This is a genomic window from Sphingorhabdus lacus (assembly GCF_009768975.1).
In the GTDB taxonomy this organism is placed as follows: Bacteria; Pseudomonadota; Alphaproteobacteria; order Sphingomonadales; family Sphingomonadaceae; genus Sphingorhabdus_B; species Sphingorhabdus_B lacus.
The window spans coordinates 731,543-747,613 of sequence record NZ_CP035733.1 but is presented as its reverse complement, the minus strand read 5'-3'; the positions used below and the strand labels follow the sequence as shown (position 1 = coordinate 747,613).

The following is a 16,071-nucleotide window of genomic DNA, read 5'->3' as shown; positions in this document are numbered from 1 at the left end:
CGTTCAGCGCTCCTATTTAGGAGTCATTGGTTTTTCGGATTTCTCATCCGGCTTACCATCCCCATCATTGTCGAATTTGTCAGGCTTTCCATCGCCGTTAACATCCCATGCGTCGGGAACACCATTGCCGTCCCGATCCCAGGCATCGGCCTTGCCGTCTTCGTTTGAATCTATTGTGGGGGGCGGCACCGACCCTTCGGGCGCTGGTGCCGGTTGCGCGAAAGCCGCGCCGTGTAAAGAGACCGTACCCACTGCGCCGAGCAGGGCGGTCATGACCCATTTATGTGAATGTGACATTGGTTGCTCCTTTAAAGCCAACCCCCTGTCTGCATTCAGCGTCCGCTATTTTGCCGGTAACCGCCACCGGATTGCGTCCATGAGAGACGGACGAGAGGTTGTCCGAAAACGCACTCTCATCCGTCGCACACCTCGCGCACTTTATCTCTACGCTACGGCGAACATTTCCGGTTCAAGCGCCATGATGGCCTCGGATCCGGCTTCAATCTTGCGCCGCAGTGCACCGCAATCGGGCATGAAGCGTTCGGCAAAATAGCGTGCTGTGACCAATTTGGTCTGATAGAACGCTGCATTGTCAGTACCTTTATCCAGTGCAGCTTGCGCAGCTTCAGCCATACGCAGCCACTGCAAGCCAAGCGCCACGATGCCCATGATATGCATATAGTGATGTGCGCCTGCGCCGACATTGTCGGGATTTGCCATGCCGTTTTGCATAAACCACATTGTCGCAGCCTTCAATTCGCCGTTCGATTTTTCCAAACGATTAGCGAGATCTGCCAGTGGTCCAACCTTCGCCGAGGCGCACTCCTCGTCAACTACCTTGAAAAATGCCTGCACGGCACGGCCGCCGTTCTGGGCAAGCTTGCGGCCAACCAGATCCATGGCCTGCACCCCGTTAGTGCCTTCGTAGATCATCGCGATGCGGGCATCGCGGACATATTGTTCCATGCCCCATTCGCCAATATAGCCATGGCCACCGTAAACCTGCTGGGCGTTTGTCGCGACATCATAGCCCTTGTCTGTGCCATAACCTTTGATGACCGGAGTCAACAAAGACAGAAGATCATCGGCCATCTGCCGCTCTTCTTCGGTCTGCGCATAGTGCAACAGATCCGCTTGCAAAGCGCCCCACAGACATAGAGCGCGCATACCTTCGGTGAATGCCTTTGAATCCATTAGCATCCTGCGGACGTCGGGGTGTACGAACAAGGTGTCCGCTTTTTGATCGAGGTCTTTTGGTCCGGTAAGGGCGCGGCCCTGGCGACGGTCGTGCGCATAATGCACGGCATTCTGGTAAGCGACCTCTGCGATGCCCAGACCCTGTTGACCAACGCCTAGCCGCGCGATGTTCATCATGATGAACATCGCGGCAAGACCCTTGTTCTCATCACCGACGAGATAACCCGTTGCGCCATCATAGTTCATCACGCAGGTGGAATTGCCATGGATACCCATTTTGTGTTCAATTGAACCGCACGAAAGCGAATTGCGTGCACCAATCGAGCCATCGTCGTTTACTAGGAATTTGGGGACGATGAATAGCGATATACCCTTCACATTGTCGGGTGCATCCGGCGTTTTGGCCAAAACGAGATGGATGATGTTCTCGGTCAGGTCATGCTCACCAGACGAAATGAAGATCTTCATACCGGTGATGGCATAACTGCCATCGCCATTGGGAACGGCTTTGGTGCGGATAAGGCCAAGGTCGGTTCCGCAATGCGGCTCTGTCAGGTTCATGGTGCCGCCCCATTTGCCTGAAATCAGATTGGGTGCATATTTCGCCTTCTGCTCTTCGCTGCCCTTCACCAATATTGCCGATACGGCACCGTGGGTAAGGCCGGGGTACATCGCAAATGCCATGTTGGAGCTTGCCATATATTCTTCGAAGGCCATCGACACGATATGCGGCATTCCCTGCCCGCCAAATTCGGCGGGAGCAGACAATGTGCCCCAACCCGCCGCGCAATATTGGTCGTAGGCGTCCTTAAAGCCTTCGGGCGTTGTCACGCTGCCGTCGGCGTGCCTTGTACATCCCTGTGCATCGCCAACCTGGTTGAGAGGGAAAAGGACGCCTTCGACGAATTTCGCACCTTCATTCAGGATGGCCTCAATCATATCGGCACTGGCATTTTCAAAACCGGGCAGATTTGCGAAACGTTCAATCCCGAGCACTTCGTTGATTATGAACTGCGTGTCGCGGACTGGAGCTTTATAGCTAGGCATGGAACTTCCTCTTTGAATTCGGGTCAGGATGGGGGCATTTAGACAACGGGGTCAGGCGGCGCTTTTATTCTCGGCAGCTTCGACATTTTCGACCATGGCGACGAAATCCGTCAATTCTTTGATCGCGCTTTCGATATCGTCACGTTGGGCCTTCAGCAAATTGATGCGATCGCGGCACTTTTCGATAGTTACGCGCCGCTGGATATTGCGGCCGTCGTTCAAATCATAGAGATCGATCATCTCACGGATTTCGGCCAAGCTGAAACCGACGCGCTTGGCCCGCAATATCCAGGCCAAGCGGGCACGGTCTCTTTTCGAATAAATGCGCGCAAGGCCCATTCGTTCCGGCGAGATCAAGCCTTGGTCTTCATAAAAACGCAATGCCCGCGCGGTTACATCAAATTCCGTCGACAAATCGGATATTGTGAAGGAATCGCGATTGAACGCATCCGGCGTATCGATGGTGGCGTCCGCGCGCCTTTCATCATGTGTGAATTTATCCATGGCGACGCTTTCCCTCTTCGTTGCACTAACGTAACTACTTTACGTTAGCGTAAACGTCAACCGGGATTCTACCGAGGCTTTTATGTTTTAATCGGTGTCGGTGGGGCGGGTGCTGGGGTAATCACCGGCTGTACCGACGCCGGAACCGGAGTTACAGGATCAATGACGGGTTCAGGCTTGGGTTCTGGACGCTTCGCTGGTGTAGCCGTGTCTTTCAAAACCACCACTTCCTGGTTCATCTGCGTAACACCGAAAAGGAGCTTGGCAAATTCATGCGGCAAGCGGATGCAACCATGCGAAGCGGGATAACCGGGAATATGCCCGCCGTGTAGCGCAATGCCGTCCCATGTCAGGCGCTGCATATACGGCATTGGCGCGTTGCTGTAGAGGTTAGACTTGTGGTCGATATTCTTCTGCAGGATATTGAAATATCCGGTCGGTGTTTCCTTGCCCTTTTTACCGGCTGAAATAGTGCTAAAACCAATCAACTTGTCATTCTGGAAGATATAAATTCTTTGAATATCCAGCACGGCTACGATTTTCATCGGCCCTTCATAAGCTGATTGTTTGTCCCACACATATTGGCCAGGCTTGAGAGAATCCGTCGGCCCCTTTTTCTTCACGACCTTCGGGGCGACAGGAGCCGCAGGCGCTGTCGTCGCTTTCGGCTGGTCAGCCGACACAGGATTTGTCGGTTGTGGCGCTGTCGCTGGTGGATTTGTACCAGGCACCATTGCCGGTGAAGATGGTGCCGGCGGCGTTTGGATTGTGGGCGTCTGGGGAACTGGCGCGTTTACAGGCGCCCCGGCTGCGGCTTGTGCCCAAAGGGGTGCTGATATCGACAGCAAAATGGTAGCCGATAAATTGCGAACACTCGCGCGGAACTGCATGTAAATGCCCCATGAAGAAAATTAGCTCGTTTCCACCAACGGTGGTTCGGTCTGATATAGCAAGCATTGAACGTAGTTTCGACAGGATTTTACCAATAGCCTAAAGGCAACATGGAAATAATCGCGCTTAACTGCCTAGTATTTGCGCCCAAACGCTCCGCGTAAGTCTTTTGGCAACTTACATCAGCCATTATCTAGAATGTTATGACACAGATGGGGCGCAGACAATTTTTTCATACGGCAGTCGCGGGGCTCGCAATGGTTGCCACGCCGTCGACGGCCGGGGATATCATCTTTCGCGCCGGTACCGGTCACACATCTGGTGACTCCCCTTCCCCGATATTGCTCAGCCGCGCCAAAGCTGCGCTAGACACGCATAAAGCGAGGGTCCGCAACCACGACCTTCTAGCGATTGCGGATTTCTCAAAGCCGTCGCGCGACCCACGTTTCTATCTGGTCGATTTGCGCAATGGCCATTCGACCTCATTTCTTGTTGCACATGGCAAAGGATCAGATCCTGCACATAGCGGCTGGGTACACAATTTTTCGAACACGCATGGTTCGGAAGCAACATCGGCTGGTGCGTATGCGGTGGGTGAAACCTACATCGGACAATATGGTGAGTCCCGCCGCCTGATAGGCCTCGAGCCTCAAAATGATCAGGCCGAGGCGCGCGCGATTGTCATTCACCCCGCGTGGTATGTAAACCAGACACTCATTCAGGAACAGGGCAAGATTGGCCGTAGCCAAGGCTGTTTTGCGTTCGCCCAGTCAGATATCGCTCAGATATTGCAGCGGGTAGCGCCGGGCACATTGCTTTACGCTGACAAAGTCTGACTCAGATCCGGTTTCCGGATTTGAAAACGCCGCAGATAATCCGCTTTCCGCTGTTTCCGCTGGGATCAGTTTTATAGTCGTCGGCTTTTTCATGGATGATGATTGAACCGCCATCATTGTCCAAAAACCCGCCTTCACCTTCGAGTTGCATATCCTGCAGCTTATATTCCAACGTCAACTTCTTGTCTGACCCCGCCACAACATTAGGCAGGTCACCGCTATGTGCACCCATCGGATTGTCAGCTCCGTGCTGCTTCATGGACGGGTTCCAGTGGCCGCCAGCACTCGCGAAATCAGGTGCTTCACATTTACCAACGGCATGCAGATGCATTCCGAAAGTACCCGGCTGAAGCGATTGTCCCTCAAGACTCAGAAATATCCCGTCGCTTCGTTTAGAAATTGTCGCAACACCGGCCCATGACCCATCAGCTCGTGCCAGATCGGCAGAAATAACTTCAGAAACCGTCTTTCCCGCCGAAGGAGTCATGCCCGCACAACCGGCCATGATAGGAACAAGAAGGAGGGGAAGGAATTTCTGCATGATATACTCCTGTTTATTCGCTGGCCGCTATGTGGTGAGATAACCTTTAAAGACGAAATTTGTTTCGGGGGTCAATATATCCATTCTGCGCGGGGAACTCCCTGTGCGTAGAGCAGTGCGGTCAAATCATTATGGCGCACCGCAAAGTTTACCTGTGCCGCTAGTAAGGGTCGCGGATGGAAGCCTACGCCCAAGCCACCTTGCTCAACTGCGGCAACTATCATGGGTATGTCATTAGCGCCATCACCAACTGCCAATACATTATCGGATGCGATGCCTTTGACTGTACCCGCGGATTGCAGAACATTACGCTTCGTGGTTGCGTCCACAATATCACCGACCAAAGCGCCCGTGAGCGCGCCATCGCGAATTTCCAACACATTGGCGTGAACCTCGGAAAAGCCCAGTATTTCGGCGACGGGGTCCGTAAAACGCGTAAATCCGCCTGACACCAAAACGGCGTGCGCGCCCCACCCGTTCATGGTGCGCACCAATATATCCGCACCAGGCATCGTGCGAACACGCTCAGCTAGACATTGGGCAATGACCCCTTCATTTAAACCTGCAAGCAATGCAACCCGGGCGGTCAATGCTTGTGCAAAGTCGAGCTCACCTGCCATTGCGCGCTCTGTAATCGCAGCGATCTCTGGCTTTATTCCGGCATAGTCGGCAAGTTCATCAATGCATTCCACCATGATCATAGTGCTATCCATGTCCGAGACCAAAAGCATCTTGCGGCGAGTGTCCGAGGATTGCACCGCAATATCATAGCCAGCCTCTAGCGGGCTCAATGCAGCACGGGCGTCAAACAATGGCCCTTGGAACTGTATATCGACAGCCTTGCCTGGCTCTATCCAAGCGACGTCACCGGTCACGCACCCACCTGACACCAATCGGTCGCAGGCTTCGGAAATTACTCCGCTTTCTGTCGAATCTGCTGCTATTAACGTGGCGATGGGCATTTCGAATCCTGAAAACAAACCGAAGCTCGCGCTTATTGCGGGTCCGACCGCAAGCGGCAAGACCGCACTCGCGTTGCGTTTGGCAAAAAAGCAGGATGTTTTCATCATCAACGCGGATAGTGCGCAGGTATACTCCGATTTGCCGGTGCTGAGCGCGCAACCCACTCCGGGGGAGATGGCAGCGGCTCCGCATCGTTTGTTCGGATATCTGGATGGCACCACTGCCTGCTCGGCCGCACGCTGGGCCAATGACGCAAAACGCGCCATTACGGAGGCGCATGACGCTGGTGCTCTACCCGTTTTGGTGGGCGGTACTGGGCTATATGTACGCACTTTGCTCGACGGGATCGCGCCAATACCGGAAGTGGATGCGCAATTGCGCGCGGCCGTCCGTGACTTGCCCGTGGCCGACGCCTATGCCGCCCTCACAAAAAAAGACCCGGAAGCTGCGGCCGCTTTGGCGCCCACAGACAGCAGCCGGATTTCCCGCGCTCTCGAGGTAATCGAATCTACAGGGCGCAGTATCCTGAGTTGGCGCCGTGACAAGGTTGGCGGGATTGGGGGCGATGTTAGCTTGCTACCCATTATATTGCTGCCCCCAAGGGACTGGCTTTATGAACGGTGCGACCGGCGATTTGACTTGATGGTCAAAAACGGCGCTGTGGAAGAGGTCGCGGCTCTGCTTGAACGGAAGCTTCCTGCCGATGCACCTGTGATGCGGGCCATTGGGGTGCGCGAAATAGCAGCAATGTTGGCAGGCTCGCTGGCGCGCGATGAAGCGGTTGCATTGGGCAAGATTGCTACGCGTCAATATGCAAAGCGGCAGTATACCTGGTTTCGCAACCAAGCCCCCGCGACTTGGTCGCGATGTGATGGCGATATTAATGGCGTAAAAATCGACGATATTGTAATATAATTTCAATCATTATGATTGACACAGTATATTCTAACAACTAACGACGCCGCTCTTGCCAAACCCCCTGTCGCGCAGCATGGCCCGCAAACCACGCTTCGCGGCGAATTCGACAAAATGGAACAGGACAAAAAAGTGCCCGAAAAATCCGGTGCAGAGATATTGATAGACTGCCTTATCGAACAGGGCGTCGATACCGTATTCGGTTATCCCGGCGGTGCGGTTCTGCCGATTTATGACGCGTTGTTCCAGCAGAAGAAAATCAAACATGTGCTCGTCCGTCACGAAGCTGGCGCCGCCCATGCGGCGGAGGGCTATGCGCGGTCGACCGGAAAACCAGGCGTCGTCCTTGTGACCTCCGGTCCTGGCGCAACAAATGCCGTTACGGGCATTGCCGATGCTTTTCTCGATTCCATACCAATGATCGTCCTGACCGGTCAGGTCGCGACGACGCTGATCGGTACCGACGCTTTTCAGGAAGCGGACACGGTTGGTATCACCCGTCATTGTTCCAAGCATAATTACCTCGTTAAAGATCCGGCAGATTTAGCCGCAACGGTTCGCGAAGCCTTCACCATTGCAACCAAGGGCCGGCCCGGGCCGGTCGTCATCGATATCCCGAAAAATGTGCAGGTCGCGACCGCACCGACGAATGTGGTCAACAACGCGCCCAAGCGGTTCCACCCGGCGGGTGAAGCTGACTATATCGCCATCAACAAGGCTGTTGAGTTGCTGGCCAATGCCAAAGCACCTATTTTATATACCGGTGGCGGCATCATCAATTCCGGTCCCGATGCCAGCGCTGCTCTGCGCGAATTGGCCGAGCTTAGCGGTGCGCCGGTCACATCAACATTGATGGGTCTTGGGGCCTACCCCGCCTCGGGATCAGCTTGGCTTGGAATGCTTGGCATGCACGGGACCTATGAGGCCAATATGGCGATGAACCAGTGCGACGTCATGCTCTGCCTTGGTGCGCGGTTCGATGACCGGGTTACGGGCCGTCTGGACGCCTTTTCGCCGAACAGCATCAAGGTTCATGTCGACATCGACCGCAGTTCGATCAACAAGACAATCCGGGTGGATTTACCCATCGTCGCCGACGTAGGCACTGCCATCCGCCAGATGGTCGATGTATGGAAAGGCCGAAAATACAAGGCGCAACCGTTGGATGAGTGGTGGTCGCGCATTAAGGGCTGGCGTGCGGTTGAATGCCTTAATTATCCGGCTAGCACAGCCGAGATCATGCCGCAGTTCGCCGTCGAGCGCCTGTTTGCCGCAACCAGGGATAAGGCGCCCATCATCACTACAGAAGTTGGCCAGCACCAGATGTGGGCGGCGCAGCATTTTCATTTCGACGACCCCAACAAATGGCTGACCAGCGGCGGCCTTGGCACCATGGGTTACGGCCTGCCTGCCGCAATTGGCGCTCAAATGGGTAATCCCGACGCATTGGTCATCGATATTGCCGGTGAAGCGTCCATTCAGATGAATATCCAGGAAATGGGCACCGCAACACAGTACCGCCTTCCGGTTAAGGTCTTCATCCTCAACAATGAATGGATGGGCATGGTCCGCCAGTGGCAGGAACTAACCTATGAAAGCCGCTATTCCGAAAGCTATTCCGACAGTCTACCAGATTTCGTCGCCTTGGCCGAAGCCTATGGCTGGAAAGGCATCCGTTGCGAAAAACCGGAAGAACTCGACGACGCCATCGCCGAAATGCTAGCCTATGACGGACCGGTTATGTTCGATTGCCGGGTTTCCAAGACCGCAAATTGTTTCCCCATGATCCCGTCCGGCGCCGCGCATACAGAAATGATCCTGCATTCGGATCAGGTTTCCGGCACCATGGATGACGAAGCGAAGGCGCTGGTCTGATGCATATCAAAGAAGAAATCTCCGAACGGCACGTCCTGACGCTGACTGTTGATAACGAAGCGGGGACCCTCGCACGGATTGCGGGCATGTTCACCTCGCGCGGATATAATATCGACAGCCTTACCGTGGCCGATATCAGCGAAGACCATACGACAAGCCGGATCACGATCGTAACCAAAGGTCCGCCACCCGTCATCGACCAGATCATTGCCCAATGCGAGCGTCTTGTACCGGTGCACAAAGTGACTGACCTCACGGAAGCGGGCCCGCATGTCGAACGCGAACTGGCGCTGGTAAAGGTCAACGGTACTGGGGACCAGCGCGTCGAGGCAATGCGCTTGGCCGATATTTACCGCGCCCGAGTCATCGACGCGACGGTCAGCAGCTTCATTTTTGAAATTACCGGCGGACCGGACAAGATCGACACATTCGTCACTTTGATGCGCGAAGTCGGCCTTGTCGAGGTTGGCCGCACCGGAATTGTTGGCCTGATGCGGGGCAGCGAAGCGAGTTAATATCAAGGGAAAGCTAATATCATGAAGGTTTATTACGACGCCGATTGTGACCTCGGCCTCATCAAGGACAAAAAGATCGCGATTGTCGGCTACGGCAGTCAGGGTCACGCACATGCGCAGAACTTGCGCGATAGCGGTGTAGCCGACGTTGCAATCGCGCTCCGCGCTGGTTCGGCGACTGCGAAGAAGGCTGAGTCCGCAGGCTTCAAAGTCCTTGCCAACGCCGATGCGGCTGCTTGGGCAGACATCTTAATGATCCTTGCTCCCGACGAGCATCAGGCCGCCATTTATGCGGACGATTTGCACGCCAATATGAAGCCTGGTGCGGCGCTTGCCTTCGCCCATGGTTTAAACGTCCATTTCGGCCTCATTGAACCGCGTGCGGACGTCGACGTCATCATGATCGCTCCCAAAGGCCCCGGCCACACAGTGCGTAGCGAATATCAAAAGGGCGGCGGAGTCCCCTGCCTGATCGCCATTGCGCAAAATGCCAGCGGCAATGCCCATGACATCGCCCTTGCTTATGCCAGCGGCGTTGGCGGCGGCCGCAGTGGCATTATTGAAACCAACTTCCGCGAAGAGTGCGAAACCGACCTGTTTGGTGAGCAAGCTGTTCTGTGCGGCGGCATCACCCATTTGATCCAGGCCGGGTTCGAAACCCTCACCGAAGCAGGCTATGCTCCTGAAATGGCCTATTTCGAATGCTTGCATGAAACGAAGCTCATCGTCGACTTGCTCTACGAAGGCGGCATCGCCAATATGCGCTATTCTATCAGCAACACCGCCGAATATGGCGACATCACCACTGGCCCACGTATCATCACCGATGAGACCAAGGCCGAGATGAAGCGCGTTTTGGCCGACATCCAGTCGGGCCGTTTCGTCAAGAATTTCGTCCTCGACAACCGTGCGGGACAGCCTGAGTTGAAAGCGGCGCGCAAAGCGGCGGCTGCGCATCCGATCGAGGCGACCGGTGCGAAATTGCGCGCCATGATGCCCTGGATTGCCAAGAACAAGTTGGTCGACCAAGAGAAAAACTAAACGCTTTCAGCGCTTGACAGTTTGAGGGGAGGCATCGACATTGATGCCTCCCCTTTTTTATCAGGAGCATCCCCCATGCGTAAACTTTTACTCGCCCTTCCCCTATTGGCGGCGGTGCCGTTGATGGCCCAAAGCGCACTGCAGTTGCCCGGCGTCGCTGATGTCAGCCGTGTAACTGCGGGCACCTACCAAACCGATCCCGGCCATACGTTAATAGGTTGGCGCGTTAGCCATTTCGGCTTCAACGACTATTTCGGAATCTTTGGTGACTCGACCGGCACCTTGACGCTCGACCCCAAGAATCCCAACGCCGCCAGCGTAGACATCACTATTCCGGTCGGGAAAGTCACAACCGCCAGCGCCGGCCTTACCGGCCACTTGCTGCGTGCCGGCAAGGATGGCGGTAACGCCGACTTTTTTGGACCCGCTCCTGCGGACGCCAAATTCGTATCAACGAAAGTTGAAGCCAGCGGAACTAAAGCCAAAATCTCCGGTAATCTGACGCTAAACGGCGTTACGAAACCGGTCGTGCTCGACGCGACGTTCACTGGTGCGGGTAACAACCCGTTCAACAAGAAGGCCACCGTCGGTTTCCATGCCACGACAACCATTAAGCGCAGCGAATTTGGCGTGTCCTATGGCATTCCGGTCGTGTCGGATGAAGTAGCACTCGACATTTCGGTGGCTTTCGAAAAAACGTCCTAACAAAAATGGGGGCAGATCCTTTCCGAACTGCCCCCACTCTAATCTCTTGATAACAATCGCGTGTGGGAGAACTTATCCCCGATACACCTTGTCCAAATGCGCTTTTGCCGCGCGATATTCGCTTTCGAGCTGGTCGACAAATTCACCCGCCGTCTGAACCTCTTTAATCGCGCCAATACCTTGACCCGACCCCCAAATATCCTTCCACGCCTTGGCTTCGCTGTTACCTCCAGAACCAAAATTCATGGTTGAGATATCGCCTTTGGGCAGATTGTTAGGGTCCATGCCAGCGCGCTCGATCGACTGGCGTAGATAGTTACCGCTTACGCCAGTGAACAGGTCGGAATAGACAATGTCTGCGGCCTTCGCTTCGACGATATTGTCCTTATATCCATCCACGGCATTGGCTTCCTTCGTGGCGATGAATGCGCTTCCAATGTAGGCAAGGTCGGCACCCATGGCTTGGGCTGCCAGAATGGACGCGCCATGTGCAATTGAACCAGAAAGCGCGACCGGACCGTCAAACCATTCGCGGATTTCACGCATCAGGGCAAAGGGCGAGGTTACGCCAGCATGGCCACCAGCGCCCGCAGCGACCGGGATCAGGCCATCAGCTCCCTTTTCAATAGCCTTATGTGCGAAACGGTCGTTGATAACGTCATGCAGGACGATACCGCCCCAACCGTGCACAGCCTTGTTCAATTCTTCCTGTGCGCCCAGTGAAGTGATGGTGATCGGCACCTGCCATTTGGCGCAGGTTGCAATATCTTCCTGCAGGCGGTTGTTTGATTTGTGGACGATTTGGTTGACTGCATAAGGTGCAGCAGGACGGTCTGGATTGTCGCGATTATGCGAGGCCAATTCTTCGGTTATCTGGTGCAACCATTCATCGAGCTGGCTAGCCGGACGGGCATTGAGAGCAGGAAAGGACCCGACCACACCTGCCTTGCATTGGGCGATGACCAGTTCCGGCCCCGATACGATAAACAGCGGTGAGCCGATGACAGGAAGACGTAGATTGTCAAAAATCGGTGGAAGGGCCATAGGTCGAATCCTCTTTTAACTGCGTATTTAAATATCGGTTAGCCACAGGCAATTGGTCCTGTCAAATGGCGGCTGCATGGGCCGCCATGACGTAAGGTCAAACTGCGCTACCGAAACCGTTATGCGCCATTTGCCGCGCTCAAGATCGCCCGGACGCTGGCCGTAGCGACGTCGCGGCTGATGCCAACCCCGAATAGCACAGGTCCGTCACCTACCCGGCATTCAACATAGGCCGCGGCGCGGGCGTCTGTGCCATGGCCGATGGCGTGTTCGCTATAGTCGATAATATCAAGCTGCCCGCCCAGTGCGCTTTCCAGTGCGTTGGCAAGGCTGGAAATCAGGCCATTTCCACGGCCACTGACACTTTGCTCCACGCCGTCGATGCGAATTTTGCCCGCGAATATGCGTTCGTCCTGTTGCTTAGGGCTTTGGCTTTCCTGAAAATCAATGAGTCGGAACCGACCATCTCCTTTCAGGTGATAGCGCTTCTCGAACGATTCCCAGATATCGGTGCTGGTCAACTCGCGGCCCGTGCTGTCAGAAAGCTCCTGTACGGTGGACGAGAAATTGGCCTGCATCTTCTTGGGCAATTTAAGACCATGGTCTTGTTCGAGAACCCAGGCAACGCCGCCTTTGCCGCTTTGCGAATTCACGCGGATCACCGCTTCATAGCTTTGGCCAAGATCTGCTGGGTCGATGGGTAGATAGGGCACCTGCCACAACTCGTCATTGCGCTGCGCCTGAGCGGCGAAGCCCTTTTTGATAGCGTCCTGATGCGAACCTGAAAAAGCAGTGAAGACCAGTTCGCCAGCATAAGGGTGACGCGGATGGACTGGCAATTGGTTACAATATTCGACGGTCTTGATCACTTCGTCGATATCGGAAAAATCGAGACCGGGGCTCAGCCCTTGGGTGTACATATTAAGCGCGACGGTGACTAAATCGACGTTGCCTGTCCGTTCACCATTGCCAAACAGGCAGCCTTCGACCCGGTCAGCACCCGCCAGTAAACCCAACTCCGTCGCCGCGACCCCGGTGCCCCGGTCATTATGTGTATGCAGTGAGATTATCACGCTGTCGCGGTTCGGGATGTTCCGTCCGAAATATTCGATTTGGTCAGCATAAATGTTGGGCATTGCGGCTTCGACAGTGGCCGGCAGGTTGAAAATGATAGGATGATCAGGCGTTGGCTTCAATATGTCCATCACGGCGCTGCACACCTCCAAACTAAAATCCAGCTCAGCAGTGGAGAAGGTTTCCGGGCTATATTCGAAATGCCAGTCGGTATCGGGCTGTGCGGCCGCATTATCGCGCAGCAGTTTTGCTCCTTCAATCGCTATCTGTTTGATCTCAGGCATGGTCATGTTGAACACGATTTGCCGCCAGGCAGGCGATACCGCATTGTATAGGTGTACAATCGCCGCGCGTGCGCCGCGCAGGCTTTCAAAGCTGGTATCAATCAGGTCTTTACGCGATTGGGTCAGCACCTGCACCATGACATCGTCAGGGACACGGCCAGTCCGCACGAGGCCGGAAATGAAGTCAAATTCGGTCGCGCCCGCGCTCGGAAAACCGACTTCAATTTCCTTGATGCCGACCTTAACCAAAAGGTCGAAGAAACGTTGTTTCTTTTCCGCGCCCATCGGATCGATAAGCGCCTGATTACCGTCGCGTAGATCGGTGGACAGCCAACGCGGTGCTTGCGTGATCGTTCGGCTGGGCCACTGGCGGTCAGGCAAATTCACTTGCGGAAAAGGTCGGTATTTACGGCTTGGGTCGGATAACATCATGATTTGCAACTTCGCTAAGACACGCAAGTCTGCGTGCTGTGGGGTTTCTTGGGCTGGCTGTAAACCCTTAGGCGGGTTGTTCCGGGCACGACCGGACTATTCACACGCCTAAGGGCGTGTAAGTCGTAGAAGAAGCAGGCAAGAAGCAGTCTTTGACATTATGTTGCGTCGATAGACGTATTGCGCAACATTCGTCCAGCCTTAATTTTGAAAGGCACTTATTTCCTTGCTCGAGATGGCCTTTAAATCTCGACCTGACTGCCCAGTTCGACCACGCGGTTGCTCGGTAGCTTGAAAAACTCCATCGCATTTGCGGCGTTACGCAGCATCCAGGCGAAGACTTTTTCGCGCCATATTGCCATGCCCGGAATTTTCGAAGCAATCAGCGTCTGCCGTGACAGGAAGAAACTGGTGTGCATCATTTCGAACTTCGGTCCACACAAGTCCACTTTGTCGAGCGTTGCCGGGACGTCGGTTTCTTCCAGAAATCCGAAGCGTAATTTCACGCGGAAGAAACCCTCTCCCAAATCCTTGCAGAACACTCGGTCCGCCGGATCGACAAAGGGCATATCTTCAATCTGCACCGTTAAGATGAGGACTCGCTCGTGCAGTATCTTGTTATGCTTGATATTGTGCAGCAACGCCGATGGAACCCCACTGGCAGATGATGCCATGAAGATCGCGGTGCCGGGCACGCGGGTCGCACTGTTAGCGGCCGATTTGATAAAGATTTCCATCGGCATGGTACTTTCTGCCATCCGCTCGCGCATCAATGCCCTGCCCCGCGACCACGTCGTCAGAAGGGTAAAAATTACGAGCCCGATCAGCAACGGCACCCAGCCACCCGATGGGACCTTAAGCAAGTTCGCGCCGAAATAGGCAAAGTCGACGATGAAAAATAGCGCAAGGATCGGCAAAGCTTTCCATTTCGGCCATTTCCAGAGTGTGACGAGAACAACAGCGATCAAGCAGGTATCGATGAACATCGCGCCCGTAACCGCAATACCATAAGCAGCTGCAAGATTGGACGATGACTGGAAGAACAACACGAGTAATAGAACCATGACCGCAAGGCCCCAGTTTATCGCGGGGATATATATCTGCCCCGCAGCTTTCTCACTGGTATGCTGGATACTCAGGCGCGGCATGAAGCCGAGTTGGATAGCCTGCTGCGTCAACGAGAATGCGCCCGAAATCACAGCTTGGCTGGCAATGATGGCGGCAAGGATGGTGAGTATGATGACCGGCGTGCTGATCATGTCGGGGACCATAAGGAAGAAAGGATCGCGGATCGCTTCCTGAGCCTCTGCCGGGGTCATAGTGAGGATCATCGCCCCCTGCCCCATATAGTTGAGCATTAGCGCGGGCAGTACGAAGAAAAGCCAGCTAAATTTGATTGGCCGGCGTCCGAAATGCCCCATATCTGCGTAAAGTGCCTCGGCACCCGTAACTGCCAGTACGACGGTACCCATCGCTACAAAGGCTGTAAAGCCATCGACGTAGAAGAAATAAAGCGCATTAAGAGGGTTCAGAACATCGAACACGATCAGCGGCATCTTGATCAGATGCATGATGCCAAGTCCGGACAAAGTCGCAAAATAGAGCAACATGATCGGACCAAACCATTGTCCGACTTTAGCTGTCCCGCGCGATTGGAAAGCAAAAAGCGCGGCGATAATTGCTATAGCGATCGGCACGATCCACGGATCGAAGCCGGTGCTGACATATTTCAGACCCTCGGCCGCCGACAGGATCGACATAGCAGGCGTAATCATGGAATCGCCGTAAAACAACGCCGTGGCAAAGACGCCGAGCATGACGATAGGCGCGGTCCATTTTGCGCCTGCCGTCTGCCGGTTAATGAGTGCGAGCAACGCAAGGCTGCCCCCTTCACCTTTGTTGTCAGCCTTCATGATGGTGAAGACATATTTAAACGTCACCACGATCATCATCGACCAGAAGACGAGGCTCAAAACCCCTTTAATATGCATGGGATCGGGGTCGATCGGATGGTGCCCGGCAAAGGTTTCGCGAAACGCGTATATCGGGCTGGTACCGATGTCGCCAAAGACGACGCCGATAGTTCCGACACAAAGGGCAAGAAGCGACCCCTGAGGGGCGTGGCCGTGATGCTGGTCCTGGTCGCTGTGACCAAAATCATCTGCTGCTTGCGAAGCGACCATTTAAAACCCCTGACACAAGGCCCG

Annotated in this window: 16 protein-coding genes; 7 read left to right on the top strand and 9 right to left on the bottom strand. The window is 54.7% G+C overall.

Translation table 11 applies throughout. The annotated features are described in order from the left end of the window. Positions 1 to 12: 12 nt before the first annotated feature. The 4 genes from EUU25_RS03465 to EUU25_RS16530 form a co-directional block, all read right to left on the bottom strand. Positions 13 to 297: a hypothetical protein gene (locus EUU25_RS03465; protein ID WP_158898315.1), complete on the bottom strand. Its 285-nt coding sequence runs from the start codon at positions 295 to 297 to the stop codon at positions 13 to 15. A 147-nt stretch (positions 298 to 444) separates the two neighbouring features. Further along, entirely contained in the window at positions 445 to 2,244 is a 1,800-nt protein-coding gene (locus EUU25_RS03460) for an acyl-CoA dehydrogenase C-terminal domain-containing protein (RefSeq protein WP_158898313.1), read from the bottom strand. 51 nt (positions 2,245 to 2,295) lie between these two features. After that, positions 2,296 to 2,748 (bottom strand): MerR family transcriptional regulator, encoded by a 453-nt coding sequence (locus tag EUU25_RS03455; protein ID WP_158898311.1) that lies wholly within the window; start codon positions 2,746 to 2,748, stop codon positions 2,296 to 2,298. Positions 2,749 to 2,828: 80 nt separating this feature from the next. Next, positions 2,829 to 3,371, bottom strand: a complete 543-nt coding sequence (locus EUU25_RS16530; protein ID WP_281347001.1) for a L,D-transpeptidase family protein — start codon at positions 3,369 to 3,371, stop codon at positions 2,829 to 2,831. Here EUU25_RS16530 and EUU25_RS16525 point away from each other — a divergent pair. Together EUU25_RS16525 and EUU25_RS03445 are read left to right on the top strand one after the other, a co-directional pair. After that, positions 3,340 to 3,642 carry a hypothetical protein gene (locus EUU25_RS16525; protein ID WP_246162887.1) on the top strand — a complete coding sequence of 101 codons (303 nt, stop codon included), beginning with the start codon at positions 3,340 to 3,342 and terminating at the stop codon, positions 3,640 to 3,642. The genes EUU25_RS16530 and EUU25_RS16525 overlap by 32 nt on opposite strands. A 254-nt stretch (positions 3,643 to 3,896) precedes the next feature. After that, a complete protein-coding gene (locus EUU25_RS03445) occupies positions 3,897 to 4,475 on the top strand; it encodes a murein L,D-transpeptidase catalytic domain family protein (protein ID WP_246162885.1) in 579 nt (192 codons plus the stop codon). 1 nt (position 4,476) lies between these two features. Here EUU25_RS03445 and EUU25_RS03440 read toward each other — a convergent pair whose 3' ends face one another. Beyond that, positions 4,477 to 5,016, bottom strand: coding sequence for a superoxide dismutase family protein (locus EUU25_RS03440; RefSeq protein WP_158898309.1), 540 nt, complete (start codon positions 5,014 to 5,016; stop codon positions 4,477 to 4,479). 71 nt (positions 5,017 to 5,087) lie between these two features. Next, the gene (gene serB / locus EUU25_RS03435) at positions 5,088 to 5,978 is read right to left on the bottom strand and encodes a phosphoserine phosphatase SerB (protein WP_158898307.1); all 891 of its coding nucleotides are present in this window, start codon (positions 5,976 to 5,978) and stop codon (positions 5,088 to 5,090) included. Between serB and miaA the strand changes: the two genes are divergently transcribed. The 5 genes from miaA (at position 5,971) to EUU25_RS03410 (ending at position 11,030) form a co-directional block, all read left to right on the top strand. After that, positions 5,971 to 6,894, top strand: coding sequence for a tRNA (adenosine(37)-N6)-dimethylallyltransferase MiaA (miaA, locus tag EUU25_RS03430; RefSeq protein ID WP_158898305.1), 924 nt, complete (start codon positions 5,971 to 5,973; stop codon positions 6,892 to 6,894). The two genes, serB and miaA, sit on opposite strands and share 8 nt — an antisense overlap. 114 nt (positions 6,895 to 7,008) lie before the next feature. Beyond that, entirely contained in the window at positions 7,009 to 8,769 is a 1,761-nt protein-coding gene (locus EUU25_RS03425) for an acetolactate synthase 3 large subunit (RefSeq protein ID WP_158903081.1), read from the top strand. Next, on the top strand, positions 8,769 to 9,284 hold the full coding sequence (gene ilvN, locus EUU25_RS03420) for an acetolactate synthase small subunit (protein WP_158898303.1): 516 nt from the start codon (positions 8,769 to 8,771) through the stop codon (positions 9,282 to 9,284). The genes EUU25_RS03425 and ilvN overlap by 1 nt, the downstream gene beginning before the upstream one ends. A 21-nt stretch (positions 9,285 to 9,305) precedes the next feature. Next, positions 9,306 to 10,325, top strand: a complete 1,020-nt coding sequence (gene ilvC, locus EUU25_RS03415; RefSeq protein ID WP_158898301.1) for a ketol-acid reductoisomerase — start codon at positions 9,306 to 9,308, stop codon at positions 10,323 to 10,325. 75 nt (positions 10,326 to 10,400) lie between these two features. Beyond that, a complete protein-coding gene (locus tag EUU25_RS03410) occupies positions 10,401 to 11,030 on the top strand; it encodes a YceI family protein (protein WP_158898299.1) in 630 nt (209 codons plus the stop codon). A gap of 72 nt (positions 11,031 to 11,102) precedes the next feature. On the opposite strand, the gene EUU25_RS03405 is transcribed toward EUU25_RS03410, so the two are convergent. The 3 genes from EUU25_RS03405 to EUU25_RS03395 form a co-directional block, all read right to left on the bottom strand. Beyond that, on the bottom strand, positions 11,103 to 12,074 hold the full coding sequence (locus EUU25_RS03405) for an NAD(P)H-dependent flavin oxidoreductase (protein ID WP_158898297.1): 972 nt from the start codon (positions 12,072 to 12,074) through the stop codon (positions 11,103 to 11,105). Positions 12,075 to 12,193: 119 nt separating this feature from the next. Then, on the bottom strand, positions 12,194 to 13,864 hold the full coding sequence (leuA, locus tag EUU25_RS03400) for a 2-isopropylmalate synthase (RefSeq protein ID WP_187351290.1): 1,671 nt from the start codon (positions 13,862 to 13,864) through the stop codon (positions 12,194 to 12,196). Between the two features lie 242 nt (positions 13,865 to 14,106). Then, positions 14,107 to 16,047 (bottom strand): potassium transporter Kup, encoded by a 1,941-nt coding sequence (locus EUU25_RS03395; RefSeq protein ID WP_158898295.1) that lies wholly within the window; start codon positions 16,045 to 16,047, stop codon positions 14,107 to 14,109. Positions 16,048 to 16,071 lie beyond the last annotated feature (24 nt).